Below are 17,464 nucleotides of genomic sequence, written 5' to 3' on the forward strand. Positions count from 1 at the left end.
CCTTAGCCTGCGTAATCTCCCTTACGCGGGCTTATTTTTTCCTGTAAAGAACTGAAATAAAAGGATTTGTTTCAGGTCGCGTCCACACATTGACCACATCGATACGAGAAGCCCCGCACATGCGGGGCTTTTAGTTTTGGTTATGTTACGGACGATTAGTCTTGCTTCTCACATTGGTCATGCTTAGAGCGTCTGCTCAGAGCGAGGAACGGAAGCTCGCAATTGTTATTACCGCGCATGAAGCGTTACTAACGTTGCTATGTGTTAACGCACGGGGAGCAGGTCAGGTGCATCAGATTGGGCTTAAGGACAGGCCAAATCCGCATAGTGAGGATATTCAATATCCTAAACGTCAGTTACTTGGCATTAATAGAAAGAATGAGCTGCTAATTGAAGGATTAATTGCTGAGTATCTAGTGCAGGTGTAAATATTATTTTAATAGTTGCACAAGATGTTTGTGGTCGTGGCATGAAATTGATGGCTGAATGTGAAAGTCAGCCTCCATGTTATTTTGGAGGCTGATTTTAATGGTTTTAAGCTCTGGAGGCAATTGACGAAGGTTGCTGTGAATATTGTTTGTAAATACCTTGAAGTAGCTTACCAAGAAGTTGGTTTTGATAGGCGTGATGATTAAACATCAATGCCGAACTTTCATCAATATCATTAACTATGTCTATTTGGTTATTACCTTTCAGTTCATCATAGTAAATTTTGCATCGTGCAAAGTTTACTGCTTCGAAAATAAAGCTTTCATAACGCCTTGCTATTATGAAGGTATTTACGGAATTAATTGATTTGGCATCGTTGTTGTGTGCAATTTTAATTTTGAAGTCCTTGGTGTTGATGTCCACCAATCCAACAATTTCTTTTCGGGATTTTGTTGTTTCAAGTGAGAACTCAATGCTTTCGTTGTCAAACAATGGATGTAGGTGAGGTGTTTTTGAGAAATTAATTCGACCTTTTAAGCTAGAGTTGCAAATAGAACAAGATGGTACGAGATTATATAAACTTAATGCCAGATGGGGATAACTTTCTTTCGGGAAGAAATGGTCTAATGTTGGCCTAAATTCTTTTTTTTGTGCCCTGATTGTGAATGCGTATGATTGATTGCAATAAGGGCAGCTTCTGGTTTTAGATGCACTACATAAATCATAGGCATCGTAGCCGACGGTTTTGGTAATGAAATTATGATAATCGAATATATCTGCTAAATTTTTTTTGAATACTTTAATAAGAGCTTTGTTGTTTCGGTTTCGGCTTATGATGAAATCGTAGTATCTTGCAGCTAAAGCTAAGTCCTTGAGGTTATTTGAGGTAATGAGATCTTTGGTTTTATCAACGAAATATGTTGCTAAGGATTTTGGTCCGTGATATTTTTTAGCATTATCTAAATGCTTTTGTATTTTTTTCATGATGAACGCATTGTGCTTTGACTCAATCGACGCCCAATTTTTTTTAATTGAAATTATCATTTCACATCACCGTGTAAAGGAATTAGTTTCATGATTTCTCTCCCAAGGATTTCGTTGTCTATCGATTTTATAACGAAGTGATCCTTTTTTGTAATTTTGTTTTTCTTGATATTTTTCACGGTTATATTTATTTTTTTGGAAGCGAATTCACCAATGGTCTTAGTTCCAAAAGATTCGTTAAGTAATAAATGAATTGGTGAGGCAAATCCTGAAGTGGCTTCTGGTTTATCCATTGGACATATGAATTTTCTTGGTATGTCTGTCGCCAACAAAGGAGAGTGAGTGGCCAGAATGACTTGTAGAATTGAAATGTTATTTATTGATTTGACTTCACTTAAAAAATCGTTGAGTTTAAATATGTAATTTCTTTGCCACTCCAAATGTAAATAAGCATCGCCTTCATCAATCATTAATAATATCTTGCCGATCCCTTTTTCTCTGAGTTGTTTAATTGCTTTGGAAATCATTCCCATTTGATGTATTATAGCTAGCTGACCGGAGCTCATTTCAACTAGTTTGAAGTCAAAGTAATCCTCAACGTCAAAATCACTTAGCAATTTTTCTCCTTCATAAGCATCTACAGGAAATGCCATATATTCAACGAAGGAGAAGCCTGGGCTAATATATTTTAGAAATGATTCAACTTTCACGCGTTCTTTATTGAAACCCGTAAGTGACTTTTCTTCATGCCGCTTAAGGGTATCATGTCCATTAATTAGGTAGTTGAGAATGTTTACAGCTGTTGAGTTGCTGATTCTATTTTTCTTCTTAAGGCCATTAATTGTAATAAGTGCAGATATTATTTCAATGCTATCTCTATTTGACGTTAAGTATGAATTCAGTTCGTCAACTAACATGTCGAAAATATGCTTTCTTTCATTTGTGATTTGGGTAATTTCGCCGGAATCATCATTCTCGCCAATTTGTTCGCGAATGCTTTTATCTAATTTAATGATTTCATTAACAAATGAAAGGTTCTGCATTATGTGCTTGATGCGACGCTCGCTAAGTTTAAACACCTCATCAAGGATTGATTTTATGAGTGTTCTTGCGTTAATCCTGTATTGTATTTGAGACGTGGGATTGATTTTGAAGTACTCAATTACTTCTCGGGATTCATTTATGTTGCTAAGTTTTATGCCTCGTCCAAATACAGGTGATGCATCGATAAAGTTTTTTGAGGATGCATGTCTTTCTCTGAAAGGAATTGGAGAGAAATATACAACACCCCAGTATCTGGTTTCATTTTTGACATCGGAGCTTGGTGTATTAAAGAGGTCTATTTCACACCCCCCAGTAAATGCACCTATATGGGATGACTTAAATTCATTTATGACTTGATTAAGGAAGTATGTTTTCCCTGTACCATTCTCCCCTATTAATAAAGAAATTGAGTCAACATCAAAAATATTTGAGCTGTCATCCAATTCATCTCTTAGCTCTAATTTTTTATTATCAACAGAAAGGCTGCGTATCAATTTAGACTCCTTGTTTTTTATTTGTTGAGGTTGTGAAGGTTAACTCTAATAACTAATATTCTATATTAAGCGTGCTGATAAGTTTAGGCTGGGTCTATACTCGCATATTTACAGAACATTTGTCATCAATGTGGGTGGAGTTTTGTGACGCGTTTTCTGGATCGAACAAAACCACTGCCATTGTGTAGGTGACATCAAGAACTATAGCCATTGTTGAGCGTAGACTTGATTGTGGATGAATGATTTTTCTGAGATACGATTCGCCGAGTCAATTTACGGCGTAAGCACCTGATCCATTAAAGGTGAAATTTTCAGAAAATATTAGTGGTATTGATAGTTGACCTATCAACTCCAGAACGCAGTGAAGTTGCCACCTCATTTGCCTAGCGGCATCCTTTCCCGCATGAAAACTCAATCCACCCTCTAGGACATTCTGCGCTTGCTGCGCAATCTGATCCGCACTGGCGTCATCATCGAGACCGACCTCGATGCGGGGCGCTGTAAGGCGATCCCGCAACTCAGTATTCAGCGCAGTGATGGTGACCGGCACCAGTTCGCGATTGCTGACCGGGGAGCCTATACCGGCGTCACCGCAAAATGGTTGCATACCAAAGACCCTAAGCCTCAAAAACAGACGCAAAAGGTGAAGCTGAAACGTAAGCCCAAAGAGCAGCACCTTCGGGCGCTTCAGCATCCAAAAGCAAAACCAGTCTGAATCGCCACGGGTTTAACAGACACCTTGGAGTCATTTAAGATGACTTAAAGAGAGGTGCCCATGAGCGGTAAGCGTTATCCGGAAGAGTTTAAAATCGAAGCAGTCAAACAGGTTGTTGATCGTGGCCATTCTATTTCCAGCGTTGCAACACGTCTGGATATCACCACCCACAGCCTTTATGCATGGATAAAAAAGTACGGTCCGGATTCTTCCACTAATAAAGAACAGTCAGATGCTCAGGCCGAGATCCGCCGGCTCCAGAAAGAGCTGAAGCGGGTTACTGACGAACGGGACATATTAAAAAAAGCCGCGGCGTAGTTCGCAAAACAGTCCGACTGAGGTACGCCTTTATCCGTGACAACGCCCGTTGCTGGCCTGTTCGCCTGCTCTGTCGGGTGCTGGATGCTCATCCCAGTGGCTTTTACGCCTGGCTTCAGCAGCAGCATTCACAACGCCATCAGGCAGACCTGAGACTGACAGGACAGATTAAACAGTTCTGGCTGGAATCGGGATGCGTCTATGGTTATCGCAAGATCCATCTGGATCTGCGGGACAGCGGGCAACAGTGCGGAGTCAACAGAGTCTGGCGACTGATGAAACGTGTCGGGATAAAGGCTCAGGTCGGATACCGGAGCCCGCGGGCACGTAAAGGCGAGGCCAGTATCGTGTCGCCCAACAGGCTCCAGCGGCAGTTCAATCCGGATGCTCCGAATGAGCGTTGGGTAACCGACATAACCTATATCAGGACCCACGAAGGCTGGCTGTATCTTGCTGTGGTTGTTGATCTGTTCTCACGCAAAATTATCGGCTGGTCAATGCAATCCCGGATGACAAAGGACATTGTCCTGAATGCACTGCTGATGGCTGTATGACGGCGTAATCTCCAAAAACAGGTGCTGGTTCACTCGGACCAGGGCAGTCAGTACACAAGCCATGAGTGGCAGTCGTTCCTGAAATCACACGGCCTGGAGGGCAGCATGAGCCGTCGCGGTAACTGCCACGATAATGCGGTTGCAGAAAGCTTTTTCCAGTTGCTGAAACGCGAACGGATAAAGAAAAAGATCTACGGAACGCGGGAAGAAGCCCGCAGCGATATTTTTGATTACATCGAAATGTTTTATAACAGTAAGCATCGGCATGGTTCGAGCAATCAGATGTCACCGACAGAATATGAAAACCAGTATTATCAACGGCTCGGAAGTGTCTAGATTATCCGTGGCGATTCAAAATTACATCAAAAAGAGCCTTGCATTAAGTGCTGTGATAACAGGTGAAATGGCGACTGACGATTGCCAACGGCTTGAATCATTGAAAGATCGCTTAAAAGGTCAGTTCGGTGTTCCTGTGGGTGTACATATGACAGGTATTCCCTTAGCAATAAGTACCTTACTCACTATTTTTTGCTACGCTATGCTACAAGTTTCTGTCTGGATGTTGCTATTTCGCCTGCTCGGCTTACCTGAGTTTAAGGTAATGATGGGAGTATTCCTTGCAGCAGTGGTGTATTGCATGGTTGTGATGAGCACAATGTTTTTAACTGCCCGAGGGTCCTTTACGGGATATAAACTGCATATTTCCGTTATTACACTGACTGGCTTGATGAGCATCGTTTACTTTATCTGGACGTGGATTTCGCTTTTATTCGGCTCTGTTGAAAATTACACACCACAAATAACCTCATTATTAGGGTTGGGATTTTTCTGCCTGAATATCGTGTGGATGAATACATCGGTCTTTTACCGTTCAATTGCGCTAACACTACATAATCGGGTGTGGCGTAAATAGTTGAAAATAGAGGCAAAGCAAACGGCAGGACTCAAACGCTGACGGTAAGAATCCTTTGAGCGAAAGCCGTTTAAAGAGTCAACAACACGGGGCACATCTTTCGTTGTAAAGGAGCCCCTTTTTACGCGGGATTATTTTTCCCTTTCATCCTGTTCTTACCCGCTTTTTTCCTCTCTGCTATACACTCTTACTAACGCTAAAAAAGGGAGCAGCGCGGATGGCAACCTATCCAGACAGTTTATTGATTCTCAACGGCAAAAGTGCAGGCAACGATCTGCTGCGTCAGGCCATTCAGGGTTTGCGTGACGACGGCGCGCGCATCCACGTAAGAGTAACATGGGAAAAAGGCGACGCGGCACGCTATATCAATGAAGCCCTCGGGCTTGGCGTTGAGACCATCATTTCCGGCGGCGGCGATGGCACCATCAATGAGATCGCGTCAGCGCTGATCGACCTGCCCCCGGCAGACCGCCCGGTGATGGGCATTTTACCGCTCGGCACCGCCAATGATTTTGCCACCAGCGCCGGGATCCCCGAGGCGTTAGAGAAAGCGCTTCAGCTGGCGATCCTCGGTAAAGCGACCGCGGTAGATATTGCGCAGGTGAATGACAAAACCTGCTTTATCAATATGGCCACCGGCGGGTTCGGCACGCGCATCACCAGCGAAACGCCGGAAAAACTCAAGGCGGCGCTGGGCGGCGTGTCGTATCTGATCCACGGTCTGATGCGCATGGATACCCTCAAGCCTGACCGCTGCGAAATTCGCGGCGAAGATTTCCAGTGGCAGGGCGACGCGCTGGTGATTGGCATCGGTAATGGTCGTCAGGCCGGCGGCGGGCAGCAGCTGTGCCCGGAGGCGCTGATTAATGACGGTCAGCTACAGCTGCGGATTTTCACGGGCGACGGCCTGCTGCCCGCGCTGTTTACCACGCTGACGCAGCCGGAAGAGAGTCCGAATATCATTGACGGGAAATCCGCATGGTTTGAGGTAAATGCCCCGCACGGGATGACCTTTAACCTCGACGGGGAACCGCTCAGCGGGACGCAGTTCCGCATTGAGGTGTTGCCCGGCGCGCTGCAGTGTCGGTTGCCGCCAGACTGTGTGCTTTTGCGCTGATGGTATTGCCGGGTGGCGGCTACGCCTTACCCGGCCTACGCTTCGCCCTCAGGTCAGGCAATCGTGACTTTGCTGTCCAGATAAACGTCCTGTACTGCATTGATCAGCTTCACGCCGTCAGCCATCGATTTCTTAAACGCCTTACGGCCAAGGATCAGCCCCATGCCGCCCGCGCGTTTGTTGATAACCGCCGTACGTACCGCGTCTGACAGGTCAGTATCGCCGCCCGCCGCGCCACCGGAGTTAATCAGCCCTGCGCGGCCCATGTAGCAGTTCGCCAGCTGGTAGCGCACCAGGTCGATCGGGTTATCGCTGGTCAGTTTGCTGTAGACACGGTCATCGGTATAACCGAAGTTCACCGCCTTATAGCCGCCGTTATTCTCGGCCATTTTCTGCTTCACGATATCCGCGCCGATGGTCGCCGCCAGGTGGTTCGCCTGCCCGGTCAGATCGGCCGACACGTGATAATCCACGCCGTCTTTTTTGAACGCCGAGTTGCGCAGGTACGCCCACAGCACGGTCACCATACCCAGCTCGTGCGCGCGCTCAAACGCCGCAGAGATCTCTTCAATCTGACGACGAGACTGTTCTGAGCCGAAATAGATGGTCGCCCCAACGGCAACCGCCCCCATATTGAACGCCTGCTCGACGCTGGCATAGAGCGTCTGGTCATATTCGGTGGGGTAGCTCAGGGTTTCATTGTGGTTCAGCTTCACGAGGAACGGAATGCGGTGGGCATAGCGACGCGAGACGGAGGCCAGCACGCCGTAGGTGGACGCCACGCAGTTACAGCCCGCTTCAATCGCCAGCTCAACAATGTTCTTGGGATCGAAATAGAGCGGATTCGCCGCGAAGGAGGCGCCCGCCGAGTGCTCAACGCCCTGGTCTACCGGCAGAATAGAGAGATATCCGGTGCCGCCGAGCCGCCCGGTGTTATAGAGCGTCTGCATATTTCTTAGCACGGCAGGCGGACGGTTGTTATCGACCATCACGCGGTCAACGTAGTCATGACCAGGCAGGTAAAGCTGGTCGGCTGGAATGGTCATACAACGATGCTGTAAAAGGCTGTCGGCGTCTTTGCCAAGCAACTGCGCAATATCAGTCATGTGATACTCCCGTAAATTCGACGTCATGTCGGTGTGCGTTTATCCAGTCCCATCTTTTATGGGCAGACTAAGCCTGGTACCGACTTAACAGATTTTCCACCCTTTGCAATTTTTTTCAGCACAATCTGCTGGCTCGATTCGTGTACAACAAAACTGTTACATTGATCAAACAATCGCCACAAAGGTATTTAAAAGGTATTATTAATTGGTATGTTAAAGGCGTACCCTCTCTGACATGCAGGATTAAAAAATGAAAACGAAAGTCCAACTGTCATTCATGATGTTTGTTGAATGGTTTATCTGGGGCGCGTGGTTTGTGCCGCTGTGGCTGTGGCTGAGCAAAAGCGGTTTTACCGCCGGGGAAATTGGCTGGTCTTATGCCTGTACCGCCATTGCCGCTATCCTCTCCCCAATTCTGGTCGGATCGCTGACGGACCGCTTCTTCGCCGCACAGAAAGTGCTGGCGGTGCTGATGTTTGCCGGCGCGATTCTGATGTACTTCGCGGCACAGCAAACCCAGTTCAGCACCTTCTTCCCGCTGCTGCTGGTTTACTCCCTGACCTACATGCCCACCATCGCGCTGACCAACAGCATTGCCTTCGCGAACGTGGACGACGTCGAGGCCGACTTCCCACGTATCCGCGTGATGGGCACCCTCGGCTGGATCGCCTCCGGGCTGGCGTGCGGCTTCCTGCCGCAGATGCTGGGCTATAGCGATATCTCCGATACCAATATTCCCCTGCTGATGACCGCCGCCAGCTCCGCCCTGCTCGGCGTGTTTGCCCTCTTCCTGCCGAACACACCGCCAAAAAGTACCGGCAAGCTGGACTTCAAAGTGATGCTGGGGCTGGACGCGCTGATCCTGCTGCGCGACAGAAACTTCCTCGTGTTCTTCTTCTGCTCGTTCCTGTTCGCCATGCCGCTGGCCTTCTACTACATTTTCGCCAACGGCTATCTCACTGAAGTGGGGATGAAAAACGCCACCGGCTGGATGACGCTCGGCCAGTTCTCTGAAATCTTCTTTATGCTGGCGCTGCCGTTCTTTACCAAACGCTTTGGTATTAAGAAGGTCTTGCTGCTGGGTCTGATTACCGCCGCCATCCGCTACGGGTTCTTCGTTTACGGCGGTGCGGAACAGTACTTCACCTACGCCCTGCTGTTCCTCGGCATTCTGCTGCACGGCGTGAGCTACGACTTCTACTACGTCACCGCGTATATCTACGTGGATAAAAAAGCGCCGGTGCATATGCGCACCGCCGCGCAGGGCCTGATTACGCTCTGCTGTCAGGGCTTTGGTAGCCTGCTGGGTTACCGCCTGGGCGGCGTGATGATGGAAAAAATGTTCGCCTACAAAGAGCCGGTGAATGGGCTGACCTTCAACTGGGCCGGAATGTGGACATTTGGCGCAATCATGATTGCCGTGATTGCCGTGCTGTTTATGCTGTTTTTCCGCGAATCGGACAAAGAGATCGCTGCAATTGCGGTGGTTGATGGCGATGCCGCGCTGACACAAGGGGAAGTTAAATGAAACAAGAACGTATTCTCGGTGCCCTTTACGGGCAGGCGTTAGGGGATGCGATGGGCATGCCGTCGGAACTGTGGCCGAGAAAGCGCGTCAAGGCGCACTTTGGCTGGATCGACCGCTTTTTACCCGGCCCGGCAGAAAATAATGCGGCCTGCTATTTCGGGCAGGCAGAGTTCACCGACGATACCTCAATGGCGCTGTGCCTGGCCGATGCGATCATCGAGTGCGACGGGGAGATTAACGCGGACGTTATCGGCAAGCACATCCTGAACTGGGCGCTCGACTTCGACGCGTTTAACAAGAACGTGCTCGGCCCGACCTCGAAAATCGCGCTTAACGCGATTCGTGACGGGAAGCCGGTCAGCGAGCTGGACAACAACGGCGTGACTAACGGGGCGGCGATGCGCGCCTCCCCGCTGGGCTGCCTGCTCCCGGCGACGCGGCTGGAGCACTTTGTGGACCAGGTTGCGCAGGCCTCCAGCCCGACGCATAAATCGGATCTCGCCATTGCCGGCGCGGTGGTGATTGCCTGGGCGGTTTCCCGCGCCATCGACGGGGAACGCTGGCAGAACATCGTCGATGCCCTGCCGGGGATCGCCCGCTATGCGCAGGAGGCGAAAACCACCACCTTCAGCGCGTCGCTCGCGGCGCGCATTGAGTTGGCGCTTAAGACCGTGCGGGACGCCAACGGCGTCGACTCCGCCAGCGAGCAGATTTATCAGCTCACTGGCGCAGGTACCAGCACCATTGAGTCCGTTCCGGCAGCCATCGCGATGGTGGAGCTGGCGAGAACCGACCCGAACCGCTGCGCCATTTTATGCGCCAATCTGGGTGGCGATACCGACACCATTGGCGCGATGGCGACGGCCATCTGCGGCGCGCTCCACGGCGTGCAGGCCATTGACCCGGCGCTCAAAGCCGAACTCGACGCCGTTAATCAGCTCGATTTCGGGCACTACTGTGAAAAACTGCTGCACTTCAGGGAGCAAAGGGAGGGCGTATGAATTCTTTTGCCCAACGTCTCAACACCCTGCACGCCACGCGCCCGGTGACGGTGCTGGGCGCGGCGGTGATTGACGTCATCGCCGACGCCTACGCCCTGCCCTGGCGCGGGTGTGATATCGAGCTTAAACAGCAGGGGGTGAATATCGGCGGCTGCGCGCTGAATATCGCCATCGCCCTGAAACGGCTCGGCATTGCGGCGCAAAACGCCCTTCCCGTCGGCCACGGCGTGTGGGCGGATATTATCCGTAACGCAATGGCGAAGCAGGATCTGCACAGCGCCGTGGAGGCTGAAACCGGCGACAACGGCTGGTGTCTGGCGCTGGTGGAGCCTGACGGCGAGCGCACCTTTATGTCCTTTAGCGGCGTCGAGAACCAGTGGCAGCAGCGCTGGCTTGACGAGCTAAACGTCCCGCAAAATAGCCTGGTTTATCTCTCCGGCTACCAGTTGGCCTCGCCGTGCGGCGAGCTGCTGACGGGCTGGCTTGAAGGGCTGGAGGATGTGACGGCGCTTATCGATTTCGGCCCACGCATCGCGGATATCCCCGACGCGCTGATGGCGCGGATTATGGCCTGCAGGCCGATCGTGTCGCTTAATCGTCAGGAAGCGGAGCTCGCTGCTGAAAGGCTGGGCGTTGAGGCTGAAAACCTGGGCGAGGAGTGGCAGCTGCGCTTCGGCGCCGCGCTGATTGTGCGGCATGATAAAGACGGGGCTGCCTGGTATGATGGCGACGCATCGGGCGTTGTTCCGGCGTTTCCCGCCACGGTAGTGGACACCATTGGCGCTGGCGACAGCCACGCGGGCGGCACGCTTGCCGGGCTGGCGGCGGGATGGTCGCTGGCAGACGCCGTTCTGCTGGGGAATGCCGTGGCGTCCTGGGTGGTGAGCCATCGCGGCGGCGACTGCGCGCCCACTCGTGAGGAATTACTCCTCGCACACAAAGACGTATAGGTCGCTGCGACAGTAGCTGATGCTGTACTCAATCGGCCGGTGCTGCTGGTCAAGCGCAACCTGCTTGATCACCAGCACCGGTATTTTTTCGTCCATCTTAATGTGCGCCTGAAACTCGCTGTCCGGCATGCGGGCGCTGACCCGTGAACGGGTGCGCTGCGGGAAGATATTCTGACTGCGGAAGTAGTCGTACAGCGAAATCCCTATCGCATCCGGTTCGGGAATGAGCCCAACCGGCACCCAGGACTCTTCAATCGACACCGCATCGTCATCCACATAGCGAATACGCTTCAGCAAAAAGACGTCGCTGTTCGGCTCCAGCGACAGGTGGCCCGCCACCTCTTCCGGGCATTTCACCACGCGTTTATTGACCCACAGCGTATTTGGCGTTTTACCGCGTAGCACCACCTGCTGAGAGAACCCGCGCGCTTCCTTGAGCGAGTATTCAAAGATGTTGTTAATTTGCGTGCCGTAACCCCGGGCACGCGTGACAACGCCCTCGGCTTCCAGCGCCTGCATCGCTTTGCGCACGGTGATCCGCGACACGCCGGTTAACTGGCTCAGATCGCGCTCGCCGGGCAAAATGTTCCCGTGCTCCAGCACGCCGCTGCGCACCGCGTTTTTTACCGTTTCGGCAAATTTCAGGTACAGCGGCGTGTTGTCAGGCGCGGCGATCCGTTCAGTCAGTTGAGCGATTAACCGGGTATGCGCTTGTTCCATCTCTGTTTTCTCAGGCGTGGTGTTTCCTGCCAGTATACTGGGTTACCACCACGCATGAAAATGATGAACCGGCCCAATACCGTGACCGACTTCCAGAGTATCGGCTTTTGCCAGCGCCGCCGAGAGCCAGATTTTCGCTTCTCGCACCGTATCAGCCCAGCCGTCATGCCGCGGGCGCAGCGCCGCCAGCGCGGCGGAGAGAGTGCACCCCGTGCCGTGGGTGTTTTTGGTCTGTACGCGCGGAGCCGTAAAACGTTGCTCGCCGTCGCGGGTAAAGAGCCAGTCCGGGCTTTCAGCGTCATCCAGATGACCGCCTTTCATCAGCACCGCCCCGCAGCCCATCGCCAGCAGCGCATACCCCTGCTCTTTCATTTCGCGTTCAGTTTGCGCGTGCGACGTGCCTAACAGCGCGGCGGCTTCCGGCAGATTGGGCGTGATGAGCGCCACCTGCGGCAGCAGCTTTTTGCGCAGCGTCTCAACGGCGGAGGCGGAGAGCAGCGGATCGCCGCTTTTTGCCAGCATGACGGTATCCAGCACCACGTTTTGCACCTGATAGCGTTTAAGCCGCTCGGCCACCGCCTCCACAATGTCCGTTTCGGCCAGCATGCCGATCTTGGTGGTATCAATCCGCACGTCGCTGAACAACGAATCCAGCTGCGCGGCAACAAAATCCGGCTCGATACGGTAGACCGACTGCACGCCGCGCGTGTTTTGCGCCACCAGCGCGGTAATCACCGAGCAGCCATACGCGCCAAGGGCCGAGAAAGTTTTCAGATCGGCCTGGATGCCCGCGCCGCCGCTGGGGTCGGTACCGGCAATGGTCAGGGCGTTAATCCGCTTCATGCCTGTTCCTCCAGCGTATAGAGCGCATCCAGGAAGGCGCTGGCAAAACTGCCCGGGCCACGCGACTGCGCAGCGGCGACCGTTCCGGCCCGCTTCATCAATCCGCAGGCGGCGGCAACGTTATCCAGCCTGTCCCCCGGCAGCGAGCAGTTCGCCGCCACAACGGCAGAAAGCGCGCACCCGGTGCCCACTACGCGCGTCATTAACGGGTCTCCGCCCGATACCGTTCGGGTCCGCTCTCCGTCAGTGATGTAGTCCACCTCGCCGGTGACCACCACAATGGCATGGGTCTGGCGGGCCAACGCCTGAGCGGCAGGCAACGCGCTGGCGGCGGTGTCGGTGGTATCAACGCCGCGCCCGCCCGCGCTCATTCCGGCCAGAGCCAGGATTTCGGAGGCGTTGCCGCGAATGGTGGTCGGGTTCAGGGCCAAAATTTGATGGCAAAAACGGGTTCTGAACGTCAGGGCACCCACCGCAACCGGGTCCAGCGTCCAGGGTTTGCCTGCCGCAACCGCGCTTTCAATCGCCCGACGCATCGACTGGGCGCGCGGTGCGGTCAGCGTGCCGACGTTGATTAACAGCGCATCGGCTATCGCGGCAAACTGTTCGGCCTCTTCGGCCTCAATCACCATCGCGGGGGATGCGCCAAGGGCCAGCAAAACGTTGGCCGTAAAGGTCTGTACGACGTCATTGGTCATGCAGTGGGTCAGCGGAGAACGGGTACGGAAGTGGTGTAAAACGTGTAAATCGAGCAGGTCAGGCTGCATGGGTTCGCTCCTGCCTTGCGTGAAGAAGCGATGACCGGGAAGGCATCTGACTTCCCTACGCTGGCATTATCCAGATCAGGTAATACGGGTATTTCTCAGCCTTCAACGAAGAAGGGCACCCCGAGTCATTTGGTAAGAATTGACTTACTTTTGCCAGATTAGGGGAAGTTGCTGGCTGACGCAAGCGACCTTGTGAGGATCGCATCTTCACGCAGGGTTGGTGCGAAAGAAAGGGCTGGCAGCGATAATTACAGAACAATATGCCACTTCTTTAAATCAACACCATTCGCTATAACATTTCCATTACGTCCAAAAAACATCCACTTTTTCAGCGTGTAAGAAATAGCTCGAACAACATAATTTTTTCCGCTTTCAGTCAATCTCTTTTACGTTTCATTAATCATTAAAACTTATTTCGAATGAAATATAAAGTAATCCACAAACTGTTTAACCCCGCTAAACATTTAGCCTCTCAATCAAGGGGTTACCGCGAAACTCGCGTTTGGCCCCTCATCTTATAAGTTAATGTAAACATTGAGATATTTCCCTTCACCTCTTAAAAATTCACTTTGGATATTCATGCCATTTATGATTTAGATCAATATCCAAAAGCTCGCATTAATTGATAGTTACTGCACGTTACGAATTAAGTGATTTATTCAAAATTTAACGTAACTCAGTTATTTTAATCAGGCGTAACCAGACGTTACATAAACAAGCCAGGATAGCCAGCCTTGCCCTTTTTTACTTTTTAAATGATGAGTGTTTTACAAATGAAAGTTGTTAAAAATGCCGTTACTGCTTTTGTATTTGGTGTTATTTTCACTGGCTCTATGAACGTAACTCAAGCAGCTGATGTAAACGTAAACCTTAACGATAACGTATTCAATTCAGGTTCTTTTATTCAGGTTCAGGGGACTGACAATACCGCTTATAATCTGGATAATATGAAAGCTGAAAATGTAAAACAAGACGTGCAGATCTATAACTTACAAGGCGATCGTGAGCGGATGCAAAACGAGATTGACGCAAGTAATGGTAATATCAGCACTAACGCCAATAATATTTCCTCTCTTCAGACTTCTGTCTCTGGTGTCGATCATGAAGCTAAATTAGCAGGCGCTCTTGCTGACACCGCTAATAAAAAAGGTGATGCGGCGTTACAGGGCGTGCTGACTAACGGAACTGCAATTACTAATATTGAAACTGTTAACGCTGTCCAGGATAGCCGCCTTGCAACTGTTGAAGCTACTAACGGTATACAAGATGGCCGCCTGTTAGCTCTTGAGAATGCACCGAAACCAACTAACGGGGTTGATGGAAAAGACGGCGCTAAGGGTGAGAAAGGCGATACCGGCGCACAGGGCGTTGCCGGAACTAACGGACGTGACGGAGCGAATGGTAAAGACGGTAAAGACGGCAAAGATGGAAAAAATGGCGTGATGACCACCGTGACACGCACGCAGGTAGACACGGCAACACAGGCTAAAGTCGCTACTAATAGTCAGGCGGTTACGGCCGAGGCTCAGGAGCTGCAGGCGACCAAACAGACATTACAGGCTCTGAATAACAACACTAACCAGCAATTTAAATCGCTGCGTGAGGAAGTCGATAATAACAAGAAAGAAGCAAACGCAGGTATCAGCGGCGCGATGGCGATGGCCGGTTTACCTCAGGTGCAAACAAATCAGCGCGTGATGTTCTCGGCTGGCGGTGCGACTTACAACGGTGAAAGCGCGTTAGCGGTTGGGGCGTCGGTTAACTTTAACGAACATATGGTTGGTAAAGTGAGCTTCTCTGATGACACAGCAAATAATATGGGGGCTTCAGTCGGCGTAGGGATTGGCTTTTAATAAATAACCAGTATGACAAAATACATTGTTATCTCTGTAATAGTGTACCTGATGCTTATTATCGTTGGCGCATGGTTAGGTATTATGTATCAGGCTTATTATATTTGCGGCTATTAAACTTTCTTCTATAGAATATATTTCACCAAAGGTATCATCGTAATGATAAAGTCACTTTTAGCGGTATTAATAGCTGGTGCTGCCATCCTGCTTACTGCGTGTACTTCAACTGCTCAGCGCATGGCCGAATGTGAGCGCCAGGGCATTAGCAAAGATACCTGCTACCTGGCTGAGCAAAATCGCCAGAATGCTTATAATGAAGCCGCACAAAATGCAGCATGGGCGAACGCGCGTGATGCCGCAGCGGGTACGGGTATCTGGGATAAAAAAGACGCGAAACAACATGCTCAGGCGGCCAAAGCGGTACACGCCTTTAAATGGGAAGGAATGAAGATCACAATTAAAGGCGAGATCCTGGATGTCGATGGCGTATTGGGCGCGCTGGATGAAAATGAGCCTCAGGCAAAAGTTTATTCACAAGGGCTATACACCTTCATTTACTATCCTGCTAAAGGCAAATTAGCGGTGAGTAAAGAAGGAAAGTTCGAAGGCTACGCAACAAAGATTAAATAGAAACAGAGGCGACACCTGTCGCCTTTTTAATTCGCAGGCCTTAACGTATTACTCTAGCTGCCACGCCCCGGCATCAATAAGCGATGCGGTTCCCGTCCAGGCAAACATTGCCAGTCCGCGCGCCCCTTCATCAGGATAAATGCGGCTGCTCAGGCACGCCTCCCCTTCATTGACAAACACTTCCACTGACGAGCTGTCAACGAACAGGCGCAGGCTTAGCGTGTCGTTCAGATTCAGCGCGACGCTTCGGGTACCGCACAGGCCATACTGCGGATAATAACGCTCCAGCACCAGGCGCTGCATCTGCGCATCAACGTAGAGACGGAATCCGTCGCCAAGACGAATGCCGTACTGCTCCGCGCTGCTGTTAGAACAGTCCCACTGCAGAATGACCTCCATCGCATCGCAGCTTTCCACCTGAACGATCTGCTGATTGTTGAGCGTGCTCACCGGCCAGGGGAACCACGCTCCCCGCAAGCTTTCCACTTCTCTGGCTGGCCGCATCTGCAGGCGGTTATCCACGCTTAGCGTCAGTTCGCGCGGTAAAGAGAGCATGCCAGCCCACCCGTCCTGCTGTTCCGGAAGGGGAGATTCCCACATGTCCAGCCAGCCGATAACGATGCGGCGGCCGTCAGGCGTCAGGAAGCTTTGTGGCGCATAGAAATCATGCCCGCTATCCATCTGCACAAACTCACCTTCACGCACGAAAGGTTGGCCAGGCTGCCACTCCCCCAGCAGGTAACCGCTCTGGAAAAGATTGCGATTTTTGAATCCCTCCGCAGCCAGCCCCTGAGGTGAAAACATCAGCACGCGTTTGCCGTTGAGGGTGAAAAAGTCCGGGCATTCCCACATATAACCCATCTCTTTTTCAGCCACCGCAAGCACGCCCATATCCTGCCATTCGCGCAGGTCGTCAGAACGGTAAACGCGCACCTGGCCCGTCTCGCCATCCCGCGCGCCGACAACCATGTACCAGCGCTCCCCTTCCCGCCACACTTTCGGATCGCGAAAGTGATGCAGCCCAGGCGGCGTGTCAACGATCGTTCCTTGCCGCGTAAAATGGACGCCATCACGGCTGGTTGCCAGGCACTGCACCTGGTAAAGGTTAGCCTCGTCATCCGGATCGCCGTGGAATTTGTGGCCGGTATAAATCAGCGCCAGCGTATCGCCATCCACCACCGCCGAGCCGGAAAAACAGCCGTCCTTATCTTCTGGCCCTTCCGGTGCCAGCGCCACCGGGAGGTGTTCCCAGCGAACTAAATCCTTGCTGCGCGCATGGCCCCAGTGCATCGGCCCCCACTGGGTCGAGTACGGATGATGCTGGTAAAACGCGTGATACCAGCCGTCAAACCACACCAGACCATTCGGGTCGTTCATCCAGCCGGCCCGCGCGGCGAGGTGGTAACGCGGATACCAGCGCAGGTTAAGATCGCCGCGTTTGGCCTGTAATGATTGTTCAGCTTTGGCAATGGAATACATCATTTGTTTACTCTTTTCA

15 protein-coding genes, 2 pseudogenes and 1 riboswitch are annotated in these 17,464 nt (G+C 51.4%); of the genes and pseudogenes, 10 read left to right on the forward strand and 7 right to left on the reverse strand.

What is annotated here, in order from left to right:
• The first annotated feature begins 179 nt into the window (after nt 1-179).
• Nucleotides 180-428 carry a phage virion morphogenesis protein gene (locus ACTJI7_RS09075; RefSeq protein ID WP_052682981.1) on the forward strand — a complete coding sequence of 83 codons (249 nt, stop codon included), beginning with the start codon at nt 180-182 and terminating at the stop codon, nt 426-428.
• A 106-nt stretch (nt 429-534) separates the two neighbouring features.
• On the opposite strand, the gene ACTJI7_RS09080 is transcribed toward ACTJI7_RS09075, so the two are convergent.
• Entirely contained in the window at nt 535-1,413 is an 879-nt protein-coding gene (locus ACTJI7_RS09080) for a hypothetical protein (RefSeq protein ID WP_131678067.1), read from the reverse strand.
• A 56-nt stretch (nt 1,414-1,469) separates the two neighbouring features.
• The gene (locus tag ACTJI7_RS09085) at nt 1,470-2,951 is read right to left on the reverse strand and encodes an AAA family ATPase (RefSeq protein WP_045260431.1); all 1,482 of its coding nucleotides are present in this window, start codon (nt 2,949-2,951) and stop codon (nt 1,470-1,472) included.
• Between the two features lie 502 nt (nt 2,952-3,453).
• On the opposite strand from ACTJI7_RS09085, the pseudogene ACTJI7_RS09090 reads away from it, so the two are divergent.
• The 4 genes and pseudogenes from ACTJI7_RS09090 to yegS form a co-directional block, all read left to right on the forward strand.
• Nucleotides 3,454-3,663 (forward strand): annotated as a pseudogene (locus tag ACTJI7_RS09090) (phage late control D family protein); the annotation flags it as partial.
• Between the two features lie 63 nt (nt 3,664-3,726).
• Nucleotides 3,727-4,874, forward strand: a pseudogene (locus ACTJI7_RS09095) (IS3 family transposase).
• Nucleotides 4,837-5,451, forward strand: coding sequence for a hypothetical protein (locus ACTJI7_RS09100; protein ID WP_080461433.1), 615 nt, complete (start codon nt 4,837-4,839; stop codon nt 5,449-5,451). Before ACTJI7_RS09095 ends, ACTJI7_RS09100 begins: the two are co-directional and overlap by 38 nt.
• A 217-nt stretch (nt 5,452-5,668) precedes the next feature.
• Entirely contained in the window at nt 5,669-6,568 is a 900-nt protein-coding gene (yegS, locus tag ACTJI7_RS09105; protein ID WP_021241471.1) for a lipid kinase YegS, read from the forward strand.
• Nucleotides 6,569-6,621: 53 nt separating this feature from the next.
• Here the strand turns inward: yegS and fbaB are convergent, their stop codons facing one another.
• Nucleotides 6,622-7,674, reverse strand: a complete 1,053-nt coding sequence (gene fbaB, locus ACTJI7_RS09110) for a class I fructose-bisphosphate aldolase (protein ID WP_008500869.1) — start codon at nt 7,672-7,674, stop codon at nt 6,622-6,624.
• Between the two features lie 250 nt (nt 7,675-7,924).
• Between fbaB and ACTJI7_RS09115 the strand changes: the two genes are divergently transcribed.
• The 3 genes from ACTJI7_RS09115 to ACTJI7_RS09125 are packed head-to-tail and all read left to right on the forward strand — an operon-like array spanning nt 7,925 to nt 11,153.
• A complete protein-coding gene (locus ACTJI7_RS09115) occupies nt 7,925-9,202 on the forward strand; it encodes a nucleoside permease (RefSeq protein ID WP_044597925.1) in 1,278 nt (425 codons plus the stop codon).
• Nucleotides 9,199-10,203 carry an ADP-ribosylglycohydrolase family protein gene (locus ACTJI7_RS09120; protein ID WP_045259761.1) on the forward strand — a complete coding sequence of 335 codons (1,005 nt, stop codon included), beginning with the start codon at nt 9,199-9,201 and terminating at the stop codon, nt 10,201-10,203. The genes ACTJI7_RS09115 and ACTJI7_RS09120 overlap by 4 nt, the downstream gene beginning before the upstream one ends.
• Complete coding sequence (locus tag ACTJI7_RS09125) at nt 10,200-11,153, forward strand: PfkB family carbohydrate kinase (protein ID WP_045259760.1); 954 nt, start codon at nt 10,200-10,202, stop codon at nt 11,151-11,153. The genes ACTJI7_RS09120 and ACTJI7_RS09125 overlap by 4 nt, the downstream gene beginning before the upstream one ends.
• Here ACTJI7_RS09125 and ACTJI7_RS09130 read toward each other — a convergent pair.
• The 3 genes from ACTJI7_RS09130 to thiM are packed head-to-tail and all read right to left on the reverse strand — an operon-like array spanning nt 11,127 to nt 13,483.
• The gene (locus tag ACTJI7_RS09130) at nt 11,127-11,873 is read right to left on the reverse strand and encodes a GntR family transcriptional regulator (RefSeq protein WP_028013821.1); all 747 of its coding nucleotides are present in this window, start codon (nt 11,871-11,873) and stop codon (nt 11,127-11,129) included. The two genes, ACTJI7_RS09125 and ACTJI7_RS09130, sit on opposite strands and share 27 nt — an antisense overlap.
• 42 nt (nt 11,874-11,915) lie before the next feature.
• Entirely contained in the window at nt 11,916-12,716 is an 801-nt protein-coding gene (gene thiD / locus ACTJI7_RS09135; RefSeq protein WP_045259759.1) for a bifunctional hydroxymethylpyrimidine kinase/phosphomethylpyrimidine kinase, read from the reverse strand.
• The gene (gene thiM, locus ACTJI7_RS09140; protein ID WP_440670205.1) at nt 12,713-13,483 is read right to left on the reverse strand and encodes a hydroxyethylthiazole kinase; all 771 of its coding nucleotides are present in this window, start codon (nt 13,481-13,483) and stop codon (nt 12,713-12,715) included. The genes thiD and thiM overlap by 4 nt, the downstream gene beginning before the upstream one ends.
• Before the next feature lie 35 nt (nt 13,484-13,518).
• A riboswitch (TPP riboswitch) is annotated at nt 13,519-13,616 on the reverse strand.
• A gap of 640 nt (nt 13,617-14,256) precedes the next feature.
• On the opposite strand from thiM, the gene ACTJI7_RS09145 reads away from it, so the two are divergent.
• Both ACTJI7_RS09145 and ACTJI7_RS09150 read left to right on the forward strand, forming a co-directional pair.
• Nucleotides 14,257-15,336, forward strand: coding sequence for a YadA C-terminal domain-containing protein (locus ACTJI7_RS09145; protein ID WP_333029561.1), 1,080 nt, complete (start codon nt 14,257-14,259; stop codon nt 15,334-15,336).
• Between the two features lie 159 nt (nt 15,337-15,495).
• Nucleotides 15,496-15,966 (forward strand): hypothetical protein, encoded by a 471-nt coding sequence (locus ACTJI7_RS09150; RefSeq protein ID WP_333029559.1) that lies wholly within the window; start codon nt 15,496-15,498, stop codon nt 15,964-15,966.
• A 48-nt stretch (nt 15,967-16,014) separates the two neighbouring features.
• Here ACTJI7_RS09150 and ACTJI7_RS09155 read toward each other — a convergent pair whose 3' ends face one another.
• Nucleotides 16,015-17,448, reverse strand: coding sequence for a glycoside hydrolase family 32 protein (locus tag ACTJI7_RS09155; protein WP_248199777.1), 1,434 nt, complete (start codon nt 17,446-17,448; stop codon nt 16,015-16,017).
• Nucleotides 17,449-17,464: the final 16 nt, after the last annotated feature.

This window comes from Enterobacter sp. 22499 (assembly GCF_052044815.1).
GTDB classification, from domain to species: domain Bacteria; phylum Pseudomonadota; class Gammaproteobacteria; order Enterobacterales; family Enterobacteriaceae; genus Enterobacter; species Enterobacter bugandensis.

What these genes read in the sequence shown, in the direction of transcription:
- ACTJI7_RS09075 (WP_052682981.1), top strand. Translation starts at nt 180, where the DNA reads ATGCTTAGAGCGTCTGCTCAGAGCGAGGAACGGAAGCTCGCAATTGTT.
- ACTJI7_RS09080 (WP_131678067.1), bottom strand. Translation starts at nt 1,413, where the DNA reads ATGAAAAAAATACAAAAGCATTTAGATAATGCTAAAAAATATCACGGA.
- ACTJI7_RS09100 (WP_080461433.1), top strand. Translation starts at nt 4,837, where the DNA reads ATGAAAACCAGTATTATCAACGGCTCGGAAGTGTCTAGATTATCCGTG.
- yegS (WP_021241471.1), top strand. Translation starts at nt 5,669, where the DNA reads ATGGCAACCTATCCAGACAGTTTATTGATTCTCAACGGCAAAAGTGCA.
- fbaB (WP_008500869.1), bottom strand. Translation starts at nt 7,674, where the DNA reads ATGACTGATATTGCGCAGTTGCTTGGCAAAGACGCCGACAGCCTTTTA.
- ACTJI7_RS09115 (WP_044597925.1), top strand. Translation starts at nt 7,925, where the DNA reads ATGAAAACGAAAGTCCAACTGTCATTCATGATGTTTGTTGAATGGTTT.
- ACTJI7_RS09120 (WP_045259761.1), top strand. Translation starts at nt 9,199, where the DNA reads ATGAAACAAGAACGTATTCTCGGTGCCCTTTACGGGCAGGCGTTAGGG.
- ACTJI7_RS09125 (WP_045259760.1), top strand. Translation starts at nt 10,200, where the DNA reads ATGAATTCTTTTGCCCAACGTCTCAACACCCTGCACGCCACGCGCCCG.
- ACTJI7_RS09130 (WP_028013821.1), bottom strand. Translation starts at nt 11,873, where the DNA reads ATGGAACAAGCGCATACCCGGTTAATCGCTCAACTGACTGAACGGATC.
- thiD (WP_045259759.1), bottom strand. Translation starts at nt 12,716, where the DNA reads ATGAAGCGGATTAACGCCCTGACCATTGCCGGTACCGACCCCAGCGGC.
- thiM (WP_440670205.1), bottom strand. Translation starts at nt 13,483, where the DNA reads ATGCAGCCTGACCTGCTCGATTTACACGTTTTACACCACTTCCGTACC.
- ACTJI7_RS09145 (WP_333029561.1), top strand. Translation starts at nt 14,257, where the DNA reads ATGAAAGTTGTTAAAAATGCCGTTACTGCTTTTGTATTTGGTGTTATT.
- ACTJI7_RS09150 (WP_333029559.1), top strand. Translation starts at nt 15,496, where the DNA reads ATGATAAAGTCACTTTTAGCGGTATTAATAGCTGGTGCTGCCATCCTG.
- ACTJI7_RS09155 (WP_248199777.1), bottom strand. Translation starts at nt 17,448, where the DNA reads ATGATGTATTCCATTGCCAAAGCTGAACAATCATTACAGGCCAAACGC.